20 protein-coding genes are annotated in these 19,527 nt (G+C 35.5%); 12 read left to right on the top strand and 8 right to left on the bottom strand.

The genetic code is table 11. The features are described 5' to 3' along the window. Nucleotides 1-87 precede the first annotated feature (87 nt). Nucleotides 88-657, top strand: a complete 570-nt coding sequence (locus tag PXC01_RS00350; protein ID WP_276470393.1) for a DUF3109 family protein — start codon at nucleotides 88-90, stop codon at nucleotides 655-657. Here the strand turns inward: PXC01_RS00350 and PXC01_RS00345 are convergent. Together PXC01_RS00345 and PXC01_RS00340 are read right to left on the bottom strand one after the other, a co-directional pair. Next, nucleotides 650-2,539, bottom strand: coding sequence for a tetratricopeptide repeat-containing sensor histidine kinase (locus tag PXC01_RS00345; protein WP_276470392.1), 1,890 nt, complete (start codon nucleotides 2,537-2,539; stop codon nucleotides 650-652). The two genes, PXC01_RS00350 and PXC01_RS00345, sit on opposite strands and share 8 nt — an antisense overlap. Before the next feature lie 98 nt (nucleotides 2,540-2,637). Further along, nucleotides 2,638-3,372, bottom strand: coding sequence for a LytR/AlgR family response regulator transcription factor (locus PXC01_RS00340; RefSeq protein WP_276470391.1), 735 nt, complete (start codon nucleotides 3,370-3,372; stop codon nucleotides 2,638-2,640). Between the two features lie 305 nt (nucleotides 3,373-3,677). Here PXC01_RS00340 and PXC01_RS00335 point away from each other — a divergent pair, with 305 nt between their 5' ends. Both PXC01_RS00335 and PXC01_RS00330 read left to right on the top strand, forming a co-directional pair. After that, a complete protein-coding gene (locus PXC01_RS00335; RefSeq protein ID WP_276470390.1) occupies nucleotides 3,678-3,818 on the top strand; it encodes a hypothetical protein in 141 nt (46 codons plus the stop codon). 10 nt (nucleotides 3,819-3,828) lie between these two features. Further along, entirely contained in the window at nucleotides 3,829-4,386 is a 558-nt protein-coding gene (locus PXC01_RS00330; protein WP_276470389.1) for a hypothetical protein, read from the top strand. 888 nt (nucleotides 4,387-5,274) lie between these two features. Here PXC01_RS00330 and PXC01_RS00325 read toward each other — a convergent pair. The 3 genes from PXC01_RS00325 to PXC01_RS00315 form a co-directional block, all read right to left on the bottom strand. Then, nucleotides 5,275-6,198, bottom strand: a complete 924-nt coding sequence (locus PXC01_RS00325; protein WP_276470388.1) for a hydroxypyruvate isomerase family protein — start codon at nucleotides 6,196-6,198, stop codon at nucleotides 5,275-5,277. Nucleotides 6,199-6,276: 78 nt separating this feature from the next. After that, entirely contained in the window at nucleotides 6,277-6,924 is a 648-nt protein-coding gene (locus PXC01_RS00320) for a gluconate 2-dehydrogenase subunit 3 family protein (protein WP_276470387.1), read from the bottom strand. Next, on the bottom strand, nucleotides 6,924-8,636 hold the full coding sequence (locus tag PXC01_RS00315; RefSeq protein ID WP_276470386.1) for a GMC oxidoreductase: 1,713 nt from the start codon (nucleotides 8,634-8,636) through the stop codon (nucleotides 6,924-6,926). The genes PXC01_RS00320 and PXC01_RS00315 overlap by 1 nt, the downstream gene beginning before the upstream one ends. Before the next feature lie 173 nt (nucleotides 8,637-8,809). Between PXC01_RS00315 and PXC01_RS00310 the strand changes: the two genes are divergently transcribed. The 3 genes from PXC01_RS00310 (at nucleotide 8,810) to PXC01_RS00300 (ending at nucleotide 11,521) form a co-directional block, all read left to right on the top strand. After that, on the top strand, nucleotides 8,810-9,802 hold the full coding sequence (locus tag PXC01_RS00310) for a sugar phosphate isomerase/epimerase family protein (protein WP_276470385.1): 993 nt from the start codon (nucleotides 8,810-8,812) through the stop codon (nucleotides 9,800-9,802). A 15-nt stretch (nucleotides 9,803-9,817) separates the two neighbouring features. Beyond that, complete coding sequence (locus PXC01_RS00305) at nucleotides 9,818-10,261, top strand: DinB family protein (protein WP_276470384.1); 444 nt, start codon at nucleotides 9,818-9,820, stop codon at nucleotides 10,259-10,261. A 120-nt stretch (nucleotides 10,262-10,381) separates the two neighbouring features. Next, complete coding sequence (locus PXC01_RS00300) at nucleotides 10,382-11,521, top strand: Gfo/Idh/MocA family protein (RefSeq protein ID WP_276470383.1); 1,140 nt, start codon at nucleotides 10,382-10,384, stop codon at nucleotides 11,519-11,521. A gap of 74 nt (nucleotides 11,522-11,595) precedes the next feature. Here the strand turns inward: PXC01_RS00300 and PXC01_RS00295 are convergent, their stop codons facing one another. Together PXC01_RS00295 and PXC01_RS00290 are read right to left on the bottom strand one after the other, a co-directional pair. Further along, nucleotides 11,596-12,054, bottom strand: a complete 459-nt coding sequence (locus PXC01_RS00295; RefSeq protein ID WP_276470382.1) for an ASCH domain-containing protein — start codon at nucleotides 12,052-12,054, stop codon at nucleotides 11,596-11,598. A 64-nt stretch (nucleotides 12,055-12,118) separates the two neighbouring features. Continuing rightward, the gene (locus tag PXC01_RS00290) at nucleotides 12,119-13,822 is read right to left on the bottom strand and encodes a GMC oxidoreductase (protein ID WP_276470381.1); all 1,704 of its coding nucleotides are present in this window, start codon (nucleotides 13,820-13,822) and stop codon (nucleotides 12,119-12,121) included. 161 nt (nucleotides 13,823-13,983) lie between these two features. Here PXC01_RS00290 and PXC01_RS00285 point away from each other — a divergent pair, with 161 nt between their 5' ends. From PXC01_RS00285 to nadD, 6 genes are all read left to right on the top strand, one after another. Further along, a complete protein-coding gene (locus PXC01_RS00285; RefSeq protein ID WP_276470380.1) occupies nucleotides 13,984-15,036 on the top strand; it encodes a sugar phosphate isomerase/epimerase family protein in 1,053 nt (350 codons plus the stop codon). A 61-nt stretch (nucleotides 15,037-15,097) separates the two neighbouring features. Next, entirely contained in the window at nucleotides 15,098-15,784 is a 687-nt protein-coding gene (locus PXC01_RS00280; RefSeq protein ID WP_276470379.1) for a 3-keto-disaccharide hydrolase, read from the top strand. Nucleotides 15,785-15,797: 13 nt separating this feature from the next. Further along, complete coding sequence (locus PXC01_RS00275; protein ID WP_276470378.1) at nucleotides 15,798-16,619, top strand: 3-keto-disaccharide hydrolase; 822 nt, start codon at nucleotides 15,798-15,800, stop codon at nucleotides 16,617-16,619. A gap of 133 nt (nucleotides 16,620-16,752) precedes the next feature. Beyond that, on the top strand, nucleotides 16,753-17,610 hold the full coding sequence (locus tag PXC01_RS00270; protein ID WP_276470377.1) for a YicC/YloC family endoribonuclease: 858 nt from the start codon (nucleotides 16,753-16,755) through the stop codon (nucleotides 17,608-17,610). Further along, entirely contained in the window at nucleotides 17,611-18,192 is a 582-nt protein-coding gene (gene gmk / locus PXC01_RS00265) for a guanylate kinase (protein ID WP_071340976.1), read from the top strand. Nucleotides 18,193-18,198: 6 nt separating this feature from the next. Then, on the top strand, nucleotides 18,199-18,783 hold the full coding sequence (gene nadD / locus PXC01_RS00260) for a nicotinate (nicotinamide) nucleotide adenylyltransferase (protein ID WP_276470376.1): 585 nt from the start codon (nucleotides 18,199-18,201) through the stop codon (nucleotides 18,781-18,783). Here nadD and PXC01_RS00255 read toward each other — a convergent pair. Continuing rightward, entirely contained in the window at nucleotides 18,780-19,499 is a 720-nt protein-coding gene (locus PXC01_RS00255) for a DUF6503 family protein (RefSeq protein WP_276470375.1), read from the bottom strand. The two genes, nadD and PXC01_RS00255, sit on opposite strands and share 4 nt — an antisense overlap. Nucleotides 19,500-19,527 lie beyond the last annotated feature (28 nt).

The following is a 19,527-nucleotide window of genomic DNA, read 5'->3' as shown; positions in this document are numbered from 1 at the left end:
ATAACTATGCACTTAGATGTTTATTGTTAAAATTTTCTAAGACCTATACTTTTTAAAAAATGTATCTTGCGCCCTTTAAATTAGGTTATGTTTCAATTAGGGAAAACCATAGTATCCGAAGAGATAATAGAAAACGATTTTGTGTGTAATCTAAGTGCATGCAAAGGTGGTTGCTGTGTTGATGGCGAAGCAGGTGCGCCGGTGGAAGATTCTGAAACTGAGATAATGGTAGATATCTATGCTAAAGTGAAGCCTTTTTTAAGACCAGAAGGTGTTGCGGTTATTGAAGAGCAAGGTGCTTTTATCAAAGGTGAAGATGGTGAGTGGGAAACACCTTTGGTTAACGGTAGTGAATGTGCCTACGTTATTTTCGATGAAAAGAAAATAGCTAAATGTGGTATTGAAGAAGCCTTTAATCAGGGAGTAATTGATTGGAAAAAACCGGTTTCATGCCACCTATATCCTATTAGAGTACGTGAATACACAGAATTGACCGCTGTCAATTATCATAAATGGCAAATCTGTGATCCCGCATGTGCCTTAGGTGACGAGTTAAAAGTGCCGATCTATAAATTCGTAAAAGAGGCTTTGGTTCGCAAATTTGGAGAAGAATGGTATGCTGAATTAGAAGAAGTGGCAAAAGACCATCTTAAATAGTAGGTATATAAATTACGATCTGTGTACCGATCGGGTTTGTGTTATCATCAAATTTATCAATGATATCCACATGGAAGAAATTCTCATAATCACGAGAAAAATTTGCAAGTCGTTCTTTAGTGATATCAATACCTACAGACTTTCTTTTTAGTAGTTTACTGTCTTTAATTTTCTCTGCGGCATCTCTACCTACACCGTTATCGGTAATAACAATTTCTATAAATCCGCTTTTACCTTTTTTTACTTCTAGGTAAATATTCTTTAAGCCGTCTTTAGATGATAGTCCGTGCCATAGCGCATTCTCTAAAAAAGGCTGTAAAATAAGTGAAGGTATTTTAATGTTATGCGGGTCTATGTCATCTTTAATATGAACATTGAAGTTAATTTCATTTGAAAATCTAATATTCTCAATGTTCATATATAATTCTACTGTTTCCAGTTCTTCTGCCAGCGTAATTTCTCTTTGGGAAGATGCTTCCAATATTTTACGTACTAGTTTTGAGAACTTGTTTAAATAATGAACGGCATTCTTTTTCTCATTGTTTATAATATATAATTTTATGGAATTCAAAGAGTTGAATAAAAAATGCGGATTCATTTGACTACGTAACATACTCTGTTCTAAAGTCAATAGTTTTTTGTCCGCATTAAGTTGACTTTGACGATAAAGAATATATAGTATGCCGATCAGTAATATTAAGGATATACCAATGATAATAAGCATGGTCTTATTCTTTTTCAACCTTAATCGTACAGATTCGTTTTCTTGGGCAAGCCGCTCTAGCTGATTGGCTCTTATTTGAGATTCATACCTTAAGATCATATCATTTACATATCTAAGGTTAAGCGCATTCGTTATACGTTCTTCATACTTTTTAGATTCTTTGAAATACTTCATACCCTTCTCATAATCATCTTTTTTTATCCAAAGTTCAGATAAGAATTTATTGGCATCTGCTATTTCAATATTAAATTCATATTTCTCTGCAAGTGCTAAACCAGATTCTAGGTTGGTTTCGGCAGCATCATAGTCTTCCAATCTAATATTTGCCCAGCCAAGGTTAATGTAAATTGTAGTAATTATCTTTTTGTCATTTAGGGATATGGCTTTTAGTAAATTGGTTTCTAGTATATTGATTGCTTCTTTAACCTTGCCTTGGTGAACATAGACGTGGGCTATGTTATAATTGGCTTTTATTTTACCCGTACTGGAGTCCATAAGTTCATAATAAACCAATGATTTACGGAAATTTTTTAAACCAGGCTCTAGTTTACCTTGAGATTCATAACACTCTCCTAAGTTGAGGTGATTTATGGCCAAACCCAATTTATCATCAAGTTCTTTTTCCAGTAGCATTGCTTTTTCATACTTCTCTATGGCCAGTTCATACTGCTCTAGCATTTGATAGATACTACCAATGCTGTTCAATGATACGATAATACTTTTTTTGAGCCCTAAATTAGGATTTGCAACCGTTTCGGCTAATTCTAAGGCATCTTGACTGTAATCCAAAGCAGATTTGAAAGCATCTGTACGTCTATGTACCGTACTTATCATATTAAGGCTATAAACCCTAAATTCTATATTGTCTGCCTCTACAGATGCCTTTAGCGCTTGTTGATATAAGTCAAGCGATTTAACATATAATGATTGATCGCGGTAAATACTGCCAAGATTATTTAGGGCATATGCCTGTCCTAAATAATATTTATTTAAAAGTGATTTTTGCTCTATATACCGCAGTGCGATAGTGTCGTTGCTAAATGTGCCCAGTAGTCTATCTATTTCTTGACAAGTTTTAGGAGTTGCCTTTAGCAAACTATCCGTACTTCTTTGTAAGCTTAGAGGTATGTCTTGAGAGTGGACAAGATTCGTTAACACTAAGGTGTGCAGAAGAAGGAATAGAATTTTGTACTTGAGTTTACGCACTATTAATTTAAGAAAAGCTGAATAATATTTATGAGAGCCAAGTTAATGGTTTAAAGCATGTCTAAAAAATCTGATTTTTTTTGCCTGGATACAGGAATTTTATGATTTGATTTTAATACCACATAGCCATCTGTCTTAAGAAACTCTTTTATCTTATTTAAATTAATGATGTATGAATTATGAATTCTAAAAAATGAATCTGAAGGTAATAGTTCATTTACTTCTTTCAGCTTTTTTGTAAGTACTATTTTTTGCCCATCATTTAAAAATATGGTGCTATAATTACCATCAGATTCAGCGTATAATATTTCATCACTTTCCAAAAACAATATCTTACCATCCGTATTTAGGGTAATGCGCTTGTGTATTGCTTTGGAATTATAATTTATAAGTGCCATTTCTAAATTTTCCACAGAAAAATTTGAACTATGGAATTTTTTTATTTTTACAATGGTTTCTTCCAAATCATCCGTATCAATGGGCTTTAAAAGATAATCTAATGCCTGACTTTTTATCGCTTTCAACGCATATTGATGATACGCGGTGGTAATAATAACGGGGAAATTTTTATTTGTAAGTTTTCTAATAAACTGAAAACCGTCCATTGTTGGCATTTCTATATCTAAAAAAAGGCAGTCTGGCGTGTTTTTTTCTAAATAGGACAATGCTTCATGGGGGTTTGTAAATGATGCTATTACATTGATTTCATCACTAAAATTTGTTAGTTCCCAGGTGAGGCTTTGAAGCGCTTTAATTTCATCATCAACGATTACGGCTTGTAACATAAAAGATCGGGTATCAAGTTAGAAAGTTATGAAAAATTAAATGCTTGTCTAATTTTCTGGTATTAATTTGTATCAATGGAGGAAATATTGGTGTAATCGGTAGATTTTGGTCCCAGGGTTTTAAATCACATACCATTAATAAAAAGAAAGAAAAAGACTACAAAAGTAAAATTTTGTGAACTGGACTAAATTTTTGTTTTCCGATTATACAAAAAAAGGCACAGGTTATACAATATAGGTCTACCAGTTTTGAGCTTAAATTTACCTTTAGCAAAGAACTTCAGGTTGTTATAAATGAATTTGATATGAGGAAATGCAGCATTATGTTGGCATTATTTATAGTAGTCTTATTGATTGCTTCTCAGTTTATGAAGGAAGAAGGGCGTTTAAATGAAAATTTGGCTGTAGCGAACAAAGTTCAAGACCAGAATTTTAATAGACCTTAATTATAAATCCATGCAGAGCATTATTAGATTTATATACAAGTCTTTTAAAATAGTTTGTTTTTGGTTTGTACCATTCATTTTACTTGCGGGCGGTTCAAAAGCGGATTTTGAAACGTCAAGTTTAAGAGACGGTACTTGTAGTTTTGATATTGAAGGTAAAATGAGCTTCCATTTAGACGGAATAGCAACCTTTGAAAATAGTATTGAAGAAGATAAATTTTGTAATACAACAGAAAAATTGTTGTTGCGTTTTGTTACTTGTGATGATGCGCAGTTGCAAACTTTAGAGTTTATAATTGCATCTAAAAAAAAAGGTAATTATGGGGTGCAATCAGGAACATATAGTGTTCAAAATATTGACCGACTGATGAAAAGTTTCAGTGGGGTTTTTGGTTTTGCAGATATGGGAGGTTTAAGTGAATTGCCTTTTTTTGTAAAATCCGGGAACATTATTATTGCCGATAGTTATGCTAACATTATAGATGGTAGATTAGAGGTACAATTAGAAAATACAAAGGGAGAAGCATTATACATTAATGGTTCTTTTAATGCAGAAATAAAGGTTTAAAATTAGTACGGTTCTTTATAAGATAGTGTATGTTATCTTATATCTAATGTTTGAGCGCCAAAATAAGTATAACTACGATTCGTCGTACGATTACATTCTAAGAAAAGGTTTCGGGGGAACTACCTTTATTAGACTTGGTGGGCATTTTTCATAATAGAAGCATTAGTGGGACCGTACATTTTTTTTGTCCTGTATATTATGAGCATAAATTACTATTGATTGGGCGATATGGATTTAAATTGTGAAAGCTTAAATGATTTTAATCCTGAATTATATAACAATTAGTGTTACATGTTCTATTGGTAATAGAGGTTATTTCAAAGAAATATTTAATCGGAATTTTCTATAAAAAATAAAAAAGACCCCGCATAATGGGGTCTTTTTTATATACGGCTAAGCCGAGGTTAAGTAAGGGGGGTCTTATTTATCGTTAGTGATATATGGCTTTAATACTGTTGAAAAAACTAACGCAGCTGCATATATCATCAATATTGTGATGTAATTATCCATAACTTAAGTATTAGAGTATAAGTTATATACGTAGAAAATCTGTGTTTGGATTACGGAAATTTAATCGTATCGTTAAATAAGGTATGGTACGTTAATCTTATGGCACTTTTAAGGTTGTACCACTTATAACTGAGTCTCATTTTAAACAATTCTATTGAATGAGACTTTATCTTTTTATACAGATAGAAAGATAATTTTGATGCCAAAAATAAACCGGCATAAACGAGTAAGGTTTGTAGGTATTGGGACATATACAAAGAAACGTATAAGTAGGTAATTTCTTACAATATAGATATGCATTTCATCGAAAAGTGTTTCGTTTTTCGATGAAATGCAATTTTGATCATTTGTATTTGTCCTAAATCTTAAGGTATAGATTTATAAAAAAGCATCAACTTTTTTATAAGCCTCAATAACGGCTAGCTCACCTTCCTTGCCATCTCTAGAGTTACCATGTTCCATACCTAAAACCCCGTTATATCCTTGGGCATGTATCCATTTAAATACATTGTGGTAATTAATCTCCCCTGTCGTAGGTTCATTTCTACCAGGGTTGTCTCCAATTTGGATATATGCAATTTCAGACCAAGAGGCTTCCATATTAGGTATTAGATTGCCCTCTTGTATTTGCTGATGATAAATGTCGAACAATATTTTACATGAAGGCGAATCTACCGCGCTACAAATTTCAAATGCCTGTGGTGAATCCGTTAAAAATAAACCTGGGTGATTTCTGAAATTTAAGGGCTCCAAAACCATAGTAATATTATGTGGTTCCAATAATGCCGAAGCTTGTTTTAGACTTTCAATTACATTGGCGGTCTGGTAACCCATTTTTAGTTTTAAGTCTAAATGACCTGGTACAACGGTCATCCATTTGGCGTTTACCCGTTTTGCAACCGCTATAGAGTTTTTGATGTCATTTAAAAACTCTTCCCTTTTGGTTTTATCTCCAGATGCCAAGTTGGGTGTTTTCCAATGTATTTCATGTGCTACAAATACACCCATTTCCAACCCACGTTCTTTCATGGTTTTCGCCATTTTTTCTTGCAGCGCTACAGGTCGTTTTCGCATTTCATTATCTTCAAATGCCGTATAACCTTGATCTGCCATAAAGTTGAGTTGGTCTATAGGGTCGTCACCGGCCAAATGTTTAAACATGCCCAAATGAGGTGCGTATTTTAAATTGTATTTATGGGCAGATCCCTCATTGGTAAATGCATTTGCATAAGATAACGTGCTGCCTATTGAGATTGCACCCGTGGTCAGGGCAGATTTTTGAATAAAGCTTCTTCTTTTCATGAGTATTGTATTTAAATGAAAATAGCCAAGAACAATGAAAAACTGTTCTTGGCTATTGAATTATAAATTATCGGTTATTTATAACGACCAAGCCTTACCTTCTGTAAGCTCTTGAAGGTCGCCACATGCTACATATTCACCTGGTACAGGTAAGTATGCCAAAACATTTTCACCAACATATTCAGAAGCTTTATAGCCCCAAATAGTCATACCTCTTAAATTATTTGCAAAAGCAAATCTTGAAACTTCGTCATCTAATTCAGCTGTATTACCATCTGCAATAGCTTTTGTATAACTGTTTATAGTCTTGAACATCTCTGCTTGTTCATCCTTATTATACTTTAAGGATGCAGCCAAAACTGGTTCAAGGTCCTCTACGGTCAAATCTTCAACTTTTTCTTTACCAGAATCTGCCAAAGCTTTATTTGTAAACTTGGACATGGACATTTTAAGAAAATCTTGTTGTTCCTTTTCCATAACATCTTTTGCAAATCTGTCAATAAAAATATCAACTTGCACTTCTGAGGCAGAAGGTGTATCTGTTTTTGGTAAAATAATATCTACTAATTTAGAAAGAACCGCTCCTTCGTTTTGAGCTAAAAATTCTGGAGTCCAAGTAAGGGCAGGTTCACTTTTACAACTTTGTACAATTGATAATAATGTTGGGGTGGCCACCATATATCCAAGTGACATTCCCATATTTTTTAATACACGTCTTCTATCCATTATATGTTTCCTTTTTTAAGTTGTTCAATTGCGTGGTTTGCAGCTCTGGCCGTAAATGCCATATAGGTTAAAGATGGATTTACACAGCTGGCAGAAGTCATAAATGATCCATCGGTTACGTATACATTTGGTACATCATGTAATTGGTTATTACCGTTTAAGACAGATGTTTTTCTGTCCCTACCCATACGTGCAGTTCCCATTTCGTGAATTCCAAGTCCTAGCGCGCTTTCTTCATCATACCCTTTTACGTCTCTAAGACCTGCTTTTTCTAGCATCTCTACTGCAGATTCTAACATGTCTTTACGCATTTTTAGTTCGTTTTCTTGTAGCTCTGCATCGAATGTTACAGTAGGTAGGCCCCAATCATCTAGTTTATCATAATCTAGTGTAAATCTATTGTTCTCGTATGGCAATACTTCACCAAAGCCCATCATACCAAATGTCCATCCACCAGGTTTTAAAACGGCATCTTTTAAGTCTTTACCATGAGACAGTTCAGCAATAGATTCTTGCCAGTTGCCTCTAGATGCACCGCCCTGATATCCAAATCCTCTTAAGTAATCCTTTCTATCGGAATCGCCACCTAGATTTCTAAATCTTGGAATATAGATACCGTTAGGTTTTCTACCCTTGTAGTACTTGTCATCAAATCCGTCAAATTTACCGGACGCACCAACTTTTAATTGGTGGTCCATTATATTACGGCCCAATTGATCAGATTCATTACCCATACCGTTAGGGAAAGTTTCAGATTTTGATTGCATCAATATAGAGGTAGATGCAATTGCAGAAGCACATAAGAAGATAACTTTAGCCTTGAATTCAAAAGTTTCCTTTGTATTTGCATCAATAACTTTTACACCTGTAGCTTTCTTTGTGTTTGGGTCATAAATTACCTCATGTACAATTGAATCTGGTCTAAGTGTCATATTACCTGTAGCTTCTGCCGCTGGTAACGTTGATGAAAGACTGCTAAAATAAGCTCCAAAAGGACATCCTCTAATACATCTATTTCTAAATTGACATTTGCTTCTTCCATCAAATTGTTTTGTTCCGGTAATATGTGCAACTCTACCAGAGGTTACTACGCGGCCATTAAAATTTTCTGCCACTTTCTCCCTGAACACTTGTTCTACACAATTGAGGTCCATCATTGGTAAAAATTTACCATCTGGCAACTGTTCCAAACCTAGGTTTTCTCCACTTACACCAATATATTCTTCTACCTTGTCATACCAAGGTGCTATATCTTTATAACGTACAGGCCAATCTACGGCAATACCTTCTTTTTTATTCGCTTCAAAATCTATGTCACTTAAACGGTAACTTTGGCGCCCCCATTGAAGAGAACGTCCACCAAGGTGATATCCTCGCATCCAATCAAAACGTTTAGTCTCGTTGTATGGGTGTTTCAGGTCATTAACAAACCACATGTTGCTAGCTTGGTTTGTAGTATAACCTGTTCTGTTCTGTTTTGGTTGCTGCTCTATTATTTCTTTCGTCGGCTCACCGGCATTAGGAAAATCCCATGGGTCTTTGTTGGCCGTTTCATAATCTTCAATATGTTTTACCATTCGGCCCCTTTCCAAAACCAGGGTTTTAAGGCCTCCTTCACATAATTCCTTAGCGGCCCAACCGCCACTAATTCCGGTACCTACAACTATAGCGTCATAGGACTCTTGTTCTTCGTTATAATAAAATTTGCTCATAAAAGTTGTTTAATCTATAAATTTATTAAATATTATATTAATTCTATACATTTATTGTCCATTCTTATTGCGAAATTCGCTAAAATTAACCTTCGGTTAGATGAATGAGCTTATTCATGATTTTAACGTCAGTGGTCAATATTATATTTCAAACAACAACAAACTACCAAAACATGAAAAGAAAAAGTTTTATTCGGTTCGCATCTATTGCAGGTATCGGTATCTCGTTATTAGGAACTTACGCTTGTAAGGAAACTAAAAAAGATAAAGTAGATAATACAGAAATTGTAATGGAAGAAAGTACTACAACTCCATTTTTTAAAATATCATTGGCACAATGGTCTATGCATAAAATGATAAGGGAAGATGGTGTGGATCCGTATTCATTTGCAGAAAAAGCCAATGATTGGGGATTTACCGGATTGGAATATGTGAGCCAGTTATATAATCCTGAACTGGAAGATGCAGATTATTCTGAAGAAGCAATGGCAAATTTTGTAGCAAAATCCAATGCAGAGGCAGAAAAGTATGGAATGAAAAATGTATTGATCATGATCGATGGTCAAGGTAATTTGGCCGTTGATGATGAGGTTGAAAGAAACCAAACCGTTGAGAAGCACAAAAAATGGGTAGACGCCGCCGCCGCAATGGGTTGTCATGCCATTAGGGTAAACCTTAATGGAAGCAATGTTCCTGAACAATGGATAAAGAATTCTGTTGATGGGCTTACAAAATTAGCTACCTATGCAAAAACCAAAGGAATTAATGTGTTGGTTGAAAACCACGGCGGATTATCATCTAATGGTGAACTTCATGCCCAGGTAATGAAAACCGTAAATATGGATAATTGTGGTAGTTTACCTGATTTTGGAAACTTTTGTATAGAACGTAAACCAGATAGTAGGGACTGCCTTAAAGCGTATGACAAGTATAAGGGTGTTAAAGAATTAATGCCCTATGCAAAAGCTGTAAGTGCAAAATCCAATAATTTTGATACTGATGGTTATGATACCGGCATTGACTATGTAGAAATGCTTAAAATCGTAAAAAATGCAGGTTATACAGGTTTTATAGGTGTAGAATATGAAGGGTCTGAAATTAGCGAGGCAGACGGTATCATTGCAACAAGAGATCTTTTGTTAAAAGCAGCAAAAGAAATAGAATAATCAATAGTATGATTTATGGAGACTTTTTTTAATGAAATATTCGATTATAATTTTCACTGTAATAAAAAACTTATTGAACAATGTTTGGCACTCGATTCTGTATCACCGGAAACCGTACGTCTGTTCAGTCATATTTTAAACGCACACCATATTTGGAATGCAAGAATTTTAAACAAGCCTAGTGAATACGACGTTTGGCAAGAGCATGACGTAAAAAATTGGGCAGATATCCATTATGAAAATCAACGCAGCTCTTTTGAGATAGTTACCAATGCCGATAATTTTGATAAGCGTATAGATTATGAAAATTCTGAAGGGCGTTTATTTACAAATACCCTGCAGGACATTCTTTTTCATATCATTAATCATTCTACAAATCATAGAGGGCAAATTGCCGTAGATTTTAGAAATCATGATGAAATACCTATAAGCTCTGATTATGTTTATTATAGAAGATAAATGATATAACATATTTTACAGCTTTTATGTTATTTAGTTCATTACGGTTTTCATAATTTTATTTTTTATTAATCTCAGTACATAATTTTATTTATAAAATTCAATTTAAACAACAACAAAATGCCAAAGAAAATACGATTAGGAATATTAGGTGGGGGTGGAGACTCTCTGATAGGAGTGTTACATAGAGTAGCATCTTTCATTAATGATAATTATGAAATTACGGGTGCTGTATTTAACCCTGATTTTGATGCTAATATGGCTTTTGCCAAAGAAATAGATGTACCATTAAATAGGATATATAAAGATTTTGATACCTTGATTGAAGAGGAATTGAAATTGCCTGAAGATGAGCGTATACAAGTTTGTTCAGTACTTACGCCAAACTTCTTACATTACCCAATGGCAAAGAAGTTATTGGACAATGGTTTTAGTGTTATATGCGAAAAGCCAATGACCACAACCTTAGAAGAAGCCAAAGATTTACAAAAGGCACATGCCAAGGCAGGTACTGTTTTTGCTTTGACACATACATACACCGGTTACCCTATGGTGCGTCAAATGCGTGAAATGATCAAATCTGGTGCTTTGGGTAAAATTCATAAGGTAGATGCCGTTTATTACCAAGGATGGATCAATACTATTATACATGATAAGGAGAAAAGATCATCTGTTTGGAGATTGGATCCTAAAAAAGCAGGTATAAGTTCATGTATGGGAGATATAGGTGTTCATGCTTTCAATATGGTAGAATATACTACAGGATTAAAAGTTAAAGAGCTGCTTTGTGATTTCAATTACCTATATGAAGATAACCAAATGGATGTGGATGGTACTGTACTAATACGTATGGGGGATCATGTAAAAGGTGTTATTAGAGGTAGCCAAGTTGCTACTGGTGAGGAGAACGGATTGGCTATTTCTATTTATGGGGAAAAAGGAGCGTTTAGATGGGAACAAGAAAGACCTAACTTTTTATATAAATTAAGTGATACTGAACCAACACAAATTTATAAGCCTGGTCATGCCTATAACTCTGAGCTGTCTTTAGACGGAACAAAATTACCGGCCGGGCACCCAGAAGGAATTTTTGATTCTATGGCTAATATTTATAAAGGTGTGGCTAGGGCCATTAGAGGAGAAGAATACAATGATGGTGAATTCCCTACTATGGCAGACGGCGTTCGTGGAATGAACTTCATTGAAGCAACCGTTGATTCACATAAAGGTGGAAATACTTGGGTTACTTTAGAGAATTAAACCTAAACGATACACTATAAAAAAGAGCCGCAAATTGCGGCTCTTTTTGTTATGTAGTTTTTTGAAAACCTATTTTAATTAACTTTTTTAAATGTCTGGCAAACAACAATCATACTGTCCTTTGGTTCTCTTTTAAATTCTTGTAATTCCTTTGTGAAAAATTCCCAATGGTATTTTTTCCAACTATCCAAAGACCTGTCACCGTTTGCTTCTAATTGCGCATAAGCGGCATCAATACTAAAATAGGGTTTAAGTGTTACGGAGGTTGTGACAACAATGCATTGCGCTTCACCGTTCCAATCCGTAACCACAATATAATCACCAATTTTGGGTAAAGGTTCGTTTCTGTTTTGTAAGCCTAACAACGAATGGGATATTGCCTTTTTATCACCACTTTGTATTAATCTAACGCTTTCATTGGCATCATGTTCATTATTGCCAAAACACATGGTTTTTGGTGTCTCATGAAAGACATCTTCGAGATGATTTTTTAAATAATTACCCCACATATTTCTGGCCGAAGTATTTTCCATAAGCTGATATTTTCTTTAATCTATAGGATTTAATAAACGTAATTCTTTGTAATTAATTTCAACATCAAGAAAATTTACCTGCTTTAAGCTGTTCGGCCGCATGGTTTGCGGCTCTGGCAGTAAATGCCATATAGGTCAATGACGGGTTTACACAACTAGAAGAAGACATGAAGGCGCCATCCGTTACATATACATTTGGTACTAAATGTACTTGATTGTGCTTGTTAATAATAGAGGATTTTGCGCTATGTCCCATTCTGGCCCCGCCCATTTCGTGAATACCCAAACCTGGTCCGCTAGACTCTTCATAAGAAGCTACATCTTTAAAGCCTGCAGCTTTAAACATGGTAACAATCTCTTTTTTGATGTCTTCACGCATATTATACTCGTTTTCCTTAAACTCTACATCAAAAGCTAGTTGAGGTAAACCCCATTTGTCCTTTTCGGTAGGGCTTAGGGTTACTCTATTATCATCATAGGGTAAGAACTCACCAAACCCCGTTACGCCAATGGTCCAGCGACCTGGTTTCAATACAGACTCCTTTAAGTCCTTGCCATATGAAAGTTCTCCAATATCTTTTGACCAATCTCCTCTGCTGGCCGTGCCTTGGTAGCCAAAACCTCGTAAATATCCATTCCGTCTTGTTTTTTCGCTCAAGTTTACAAAACGTGGTATGTAAAACCCGTTGGCTCGTCTTCCTTTATAATATTTATCTAAATAACCATCTACTTTTGCAGTTGCACCTAATTTGTAATGGTGGTCCATAATACCTCTTCCCAAAGCATCGGAATCGTTTCCTAATCCGTTCGGGAAGCGCTCAGATTTAGATTGTAATAGAATACCGACCGATGCCATTGCAGATGCGCATAGAAAAATCACCTTTGCCTTAAATTCAATTTTCTCATTCGTTTCTGCATCTATTATTTTAACACCAGTTGCTTTTTTGGTAGTATCATCATAGATGATTTCATACACTATAGAGTTTGGTCTTAGGGTCATATTTCCGGTTCGTTCCGCTGCCGGTAATGTTGACGAGTTACTACTGAAATAACCGCCAAATGGGCAGCCACGCCAGCATCGGTCTCTGTTTTGGCAAGTACCACGGCCTTCAAAAGTGGCATTGGGATCGGTAATGTGTGCGGCCCTACCAATGGTAATCAATCTTCCGTCTTCGAATTTTTCTGCAATGTTGTTTTTAAAATCCTCTTCTACACAATTTAATTTCATGGCAGGTTGAAAAATTCCGTCAGGTAAAACATCTAATCCTAAGGTTTCTCCACTTACACCTATATATTTTTCAACTTTATCGTACCAAGGAGCAATATCCTTATATCTAACGGGCCAGTCTACGCCAATACCTTCTTTTTTGTTGGCTTCAAAATCAATATCGCTCCAACGGTAACTTTGTCGACCCCAGGTAAGTGATCTACCGCCTACTTGATATCCACGAATCCAGTCAAAACGTTTGGTCTCTACATACGGGTGGTCTAAATCGTTTACAAAGAAATGCTTGGAATCTTCTTTTGGGGCCCATCCTACACGAGATTGAACATGATACTTTTCTTTATCTTCTTTAGAAAGTTCCCCTTTCAACGGGTAATCCCAAGGGTCATCATTCACGGTAGGATAGTTTTCAATATGCTTTACCATAGGACCACGTTCCAAGACAAGGGTTTTTAAGCCCTTCTCTGTTAATTCCTTAGCGGCCCAGCCACCACTTATTCCTGTGCCGACCACGATTGCGTCGAATATTTCATCTTTATTCATGCCTGAATTTTTATCTTTTTCTGATGGTAATCCCTATATTTATAGCAAATCTTTAAAGTTTAGAGAAGAACTTGATATAATTCTTAAATATAAGATTTTTCAAGAGATTTGATAACTCATGGTCAACAACAAATTCAAACAACAATAGATAGTATTTTTTTATGAAAACAATTAAAGGACCAGCCGTTTTCTTGGCACAGTTTGTAGACAGTAAAGCTCCATTTAATTCTTTGGACGGAATGTGTAAATGGGCAGCTGATCTGGGATATAAAGGCATTCAAATTCCTACATGGGAAAGTTTTTTGATCGATTTGGACAAGGCTGCCGAAAGTCAGACCTATTGCGATGAGCTAAAGGGTAAAGTAAACTCTTATGGATTAGAGATTACGGAACTTTCTACACACCTTCAGGGTCAACTTGTAGCGGTACACCCTGCGTATGATTTAATGTTCGATTCTTTTGCTCCAAACAATGTACACGGTAAACCAAAGGCAAGAACGGAATGGGCAATTGAAACCGTAAAGAAAGCAGCGACTGCAAGTAGAAGGTTAGGGCTAAAAGCGCATGCTACTTTTTCTGGGTCGTTGTTATGGCATACCATGCACCCTTGGCCACAAAGACCGGCCGGTTTAGTGGAAATGGGCTTTGAAGAATTAGCAAATAGATGGTTGCCTATCTTAAATCATTTTGATAAAGAAGGTGTAGATGTCTGTTATGAGATTCACCCTGGCGAAGATTTACATGATGGGGATACTTTTGAGCGTTTTCTAGAAGCTACAGGCAATCATAAAAGAGTAAATATTCTTTATGACCCAAGTCACTTTGTATTGCAACAGTTAGACTATATCACGTACATCGATCATTATCATGAGTTTATAAAGTCTTTTCACGTGAAAGATTCTGAATTTAACCCAACAGGTAAAAAAGGTGCTTTTGGTGGCTATAACGATTGGGGAGATAGAGCTGGTAGATACCGTTCTTTAGGTGATGGACAGATAGATTTTAAGACCATCTTTTCTAAATTGACACAATACGGTTGTGATGTTTGGGCGGTAATGGAATGGGAGTGCTGTATAAAAAGTCCGGAGCAAGGTGCTCGTGAAGGGGCTAAATTTATATCGGACCATATTATTGAGGCAACAGAGAAAACTTTTGATGATTTTGCCGGTGCAGCGACAGATAAGGAAATGTTGAAAAAAATGTTAGGTCTGTAATTTGTTGATGATGAAAAAGTATATCGTTAGTGCGATGTGTTTTTTGTTTTTTGTTGCATGTATGCAAGAGAAAAAGCAAACATCAAAAACGGTTTTGAACGATGAAGCTGAAATTGTTGTTGATGATTGGCAAATATTGTTCAATGGTACTTCGTTAGATCAGTGGAAAGAGTTTAAAACAGACGGTATTAGCGATGCTTGGAGAATAGAAGGTGATGCTTTGGTATACATGCCACCTGAAGATGAAGAGCATAAAAATCATGATCTTGTTACAAGGCAAGAATTTACCAATTTTGTTCTAACGTTAGATTGGAAAATATCAGAAGCAGGTAATAGCGGTGTTTTTTGGGGCATTAGCGAGGATGAAAAATTTGGAACAGGGTATCAAACCGGACCTGAAATTCAAATATTGGATAATCATAAGCATCCAGATGCAATGGTAGGTACAAACCGTCAAGCGGGTGCATTGTACGATATGGTTTCTCCTTCAAAAGATGTTACCAAACCAATAGGTGAGTGGAATACTATGACCATTTCTGTCAATCACAAAGAGCAAAAAGGTAGTGTAATTTTAAATGGTATAGAAACGGTATCCTTTCCGTTAGCAAATGAAGAATGGAATGCCATGGTGGCAACATCAAAATTTGCTGAATGGGACGGATTTGGGGATTACACCACGGGTAAAATAGGATTGCAGGACCACGATAATAAGGTATGGTTCAGAAATATAAAAATTAAACAACTTTAAATTGCATTAGGTGATGATAAAGAATACTACATTAATTATGTTCGGAGCTATATTGGTTTTGGGGTCTTGCCAAGAAAAAGTAACTACCGATGTTGTTGAAACTATGCAGGCTAAAGATAGTGTTATAGTTTATGAGGAATATATGGGCGAAGAGCCTACCAAGCCCGAGCAAACCGAATTTTACGAGCCTAAAGTGCCAGTTGTAAAGCCTGGTAGTACTGGGACTGCCCCAAGTGATGCCATTGTGCTTTTTAACGGTACTGACTTAAATAATTGGATAAGTACAAATGATAGTACGGCTGCTAAATGGCACGTGAACAAAGATGGTAGTATGACGGTTAATGATAAGACCGGAAACATACAGACCAAACAGAATTTTGGTGATGTGCAATTGCATATAGAATGGAAATCTCCGTTACCCGTTCAGAGAGAAGGGCAGAACAGAGCAAATAGTGGTGTGTTTTTAAATGGTTTGTATGAAGTTCAAGTATTAGATCAAAATGATAACCCAACCTATGTAAATGGGCAAGTAGGTTCTATATACAAGCAACACGTGCCGTTGGCTATGGCTTCTGTTCCAACAGGGGAATGGAATACTTATGATATTGTTTATCATGCGCCAGTATTCAATAAAGACGGCGGTAAAATAAAATCTGGCACTATTACCGTAATCCATAATGGCGTGTTGGTACAAGACCACGTTGAACTGAAAGGTACTACGCCTTATATTGGGTGGCCTAAAAACCCCGCTCATGGAAAAGGTCCTTTAATGTTACAAGATCACGGCGACGATAGTCGTGTAAGTTTTAGAAATATTTGGGTAAGGGAACTTTAATATTATTATCAATTATAGATTAAGGGGCAGACAAGAATAATTTTGTATGCTCCTTAATTATTTAAGTAGGGTAAGTTGTTTAACGTATAATTTTTCAATTACCTTACCTTTGTCTTAATCTTAAAAAGTATTTATGATTCAATCGATGACCGGCTTCGGAAAGCATGTAGTTCAATTACCTAATAAAAAAATTACGGTAGAAATAAAATCGCTTAATAGTAAGAGTATTGATTTAAATGCACGTATGCCGTCAAGTTATCGTGAGAAAGAATTGGAATTAAGAAAATTGGTAGCTAATTCATTATTGCGAGGTAAGGTAGATTTTAACTTGTATGTTGAACTCACCGGTAATGAAACCTCTACCCAGGTAAATGAAGTAGCTGTTAAACAATATATGGGCCAATTGAAAAATATTGCCGATGGTGATGACCTTAGATTGTTAGAAATGGCATTGCGTTTTCCAGATGCCATGAAAACAGATAAAGATGATATTGACGAATCTGAATATGAGGCTATTAAAGAGGCGTTAAAAGGGGCTTTGGTAGAAATTAATATGTTTAGGTCTGAAGAGGGCAGTGTTTTAGAAAAAGATTTTTTAGCGAGAATAGCTTCTTTGGAGAAGTTGCTAGAAAAGGTAGTTGCTATTGATCCAGACAGACAGGCAACAATACGTGAGCGTTTAGAAAAGGCGGTTCAGGATATAAAGGCAGATGTTGATGCAAACAGGTTTGAACAAGAGCTTATATACTATTTGGAAAAGTATGATATTACAGAGGAGAAAGTTCGCTTGGCAAATCATTTGGATTACTTCAGTAAAACGTTACAATCAGACGATAGTAATGGTAAAAAATTAGGTTTTATATCTCAAGAAATTGGTCGTGAAATTAATACGATCGGGTCTAAGGCCAACTTTGCCCCAATGCAGCAGCTTGTGGTACAGATGAAAGACGAGCTTGAGAAAATAAAAGAACAAATGTTAAACGTACTATAGATGAAAGGTGGAAAACTAATCATTTTTTCTGCGCCCTCAGGAAGTGGAAAAACAACCATTGTACGCCATTTATTGGCACAGCCAGAATTGAATTTGGCTTTTTCGGTATCTGCAACTTCACGCCCAAGAAGGGGAAAGGAAAAGAACAAAGAGCATTATTATTTCATGTCGGTTTCAGAATTTAAGAATCATATTAAGAACGATGATTTTCTGGAGTGGGAAGAGGTGTATAGAGATAACTTTTATGGTACGTTAAAAAGTGAGGTTGAGCGACTTTGGGCAGAAGGCAAGAACGTTATTTTTGATATTGATGTTGTTGGCGGATTACGAATTAAAAAGAAATTTCCTGAACAGACCTTGGCGGTTTTTGTAAAACCCCCTAGCGTTGATGAACTTAAAATAAGACTTAAAAAGAGGAGTACAGAAAGTGAGGACAAAATTAACATGCGTATTGCAAAGGCATCGGTAGAATTGGCGACGGCACCTCAATTTGATAAGATTATTAAAAATTATGATCTTGATGTGGCTTTAAAAGAAGCGGTGGATCTAGTAGCAGATTTTGTTTCTGAAGACAAAGACTAGTATGTTATGAAGAAGGTAGGATTATACTTTGGTACCTTTAACCCTATTCATATAGGTCATTTAGTCATTGCGAACCATATGGTAGAGTTTTCTGATTTGGATGAGGTTTGGTTCGTAGTTACCCCACAAAGTCCGTTTAAGGTCAAGAAAACGCTTTTAGACAACCATCAAAGATTTGAGATGGTTTATGAAGCCACAAAAGACTACGATAGGTTAAAACCTAGTAATATTGAATTTAACTTACCCCAGCCGAATTATACGATAAATACCCTTGTTCATTTGGGGGAAAAGCACCCAAATGGATATGAATTTTCGTTGATAATGGGTGAGGATAATTTAAAAGGGCTGCATAAATGGAAGAATTATGAGGCAATTTTAGAACTGCATAACATTTATGTGTATCCTAGAATTTCAGAAGGCGCTATTGAGCATCAATTTCAAGACCATGAAAAGATACATCGGGTAAATGCTCCTATTATGGAAATCTCTTCCACGTTAATACGAAAGGAGCATAAGAACGGTAAAAACATTAAACCATTATTACCACCAGAAGTTTGGAAATATATGGATGAAATGAATTTTTATCGCTAGTCAATTACATTCGCTTTGCGTAAGTTATCGGTAGCTAAGTAAACATCACCTTTATTATAATACCAGGCACGTACTTTAGGAATTTTTATACCGTTCACCATAATCATTTCTGAAAGTAGAATGTACTCGCCATCATTTTTACTTTCATCATGAAAGAACTGATATACTTCCATGGCGTAGGTTTTAGGGTCAAAGTAAAAATACCAAGTATCATTACCTACTTCTTTTTCATACGTAGCTTTTAATACTAAATACTCCTTTCCCTTAAAAGTCTTCTTAATTACGTTATTATCTATTATTGTGCCCTTATCTTTTAATTTCATAGGAAGACCATATAAAAAAGTATAATAGTTTTTCATCATCTTTGCGCGATCACAGCTAATATTCAAGCTATCCTTGATCTTTGGAAATATAGAAGTACTGCCGTTTAATTTTAGGGTACATTTACTATTGTCCAATTCAGATTCAATTGTGTAATTGTTTTTTTTGACTGTTGTTTTAAAATAATTGTTTGGAAGCTTCATTTCAATAACAGTACTACGTGGACTGTTTTTTGGGCTTTCCATTTCAATCAGCATTTTTCCTTTAAAACTAGACCAGTTGTTTTCTGGGTCGTGATAGGCAATGGCACGTTCTAGCAATTGAGTTCCGGTGATTTCTTGTGCATAATTTAATACTCCTTGCAGCAAGAAAATCGTTAGCAAAACATATTTCATAAAACGTGTTTTTTAAAGTGTATCTCTT

This window comes from Maribacter huludaoensis, assembly GCF_029350945.1.
In the GTDB taxonomy this organism is placed as follows: domain Bacteria; phylum Bacteroidota; class Bacteroidia; order Flavobacteriales; family Flavobacteriaceae; genus Maribacter; species Maribacter huludaoensis.
This window is presented reverse-complemented; position numbering and strand designations above follow the sequence as displayed.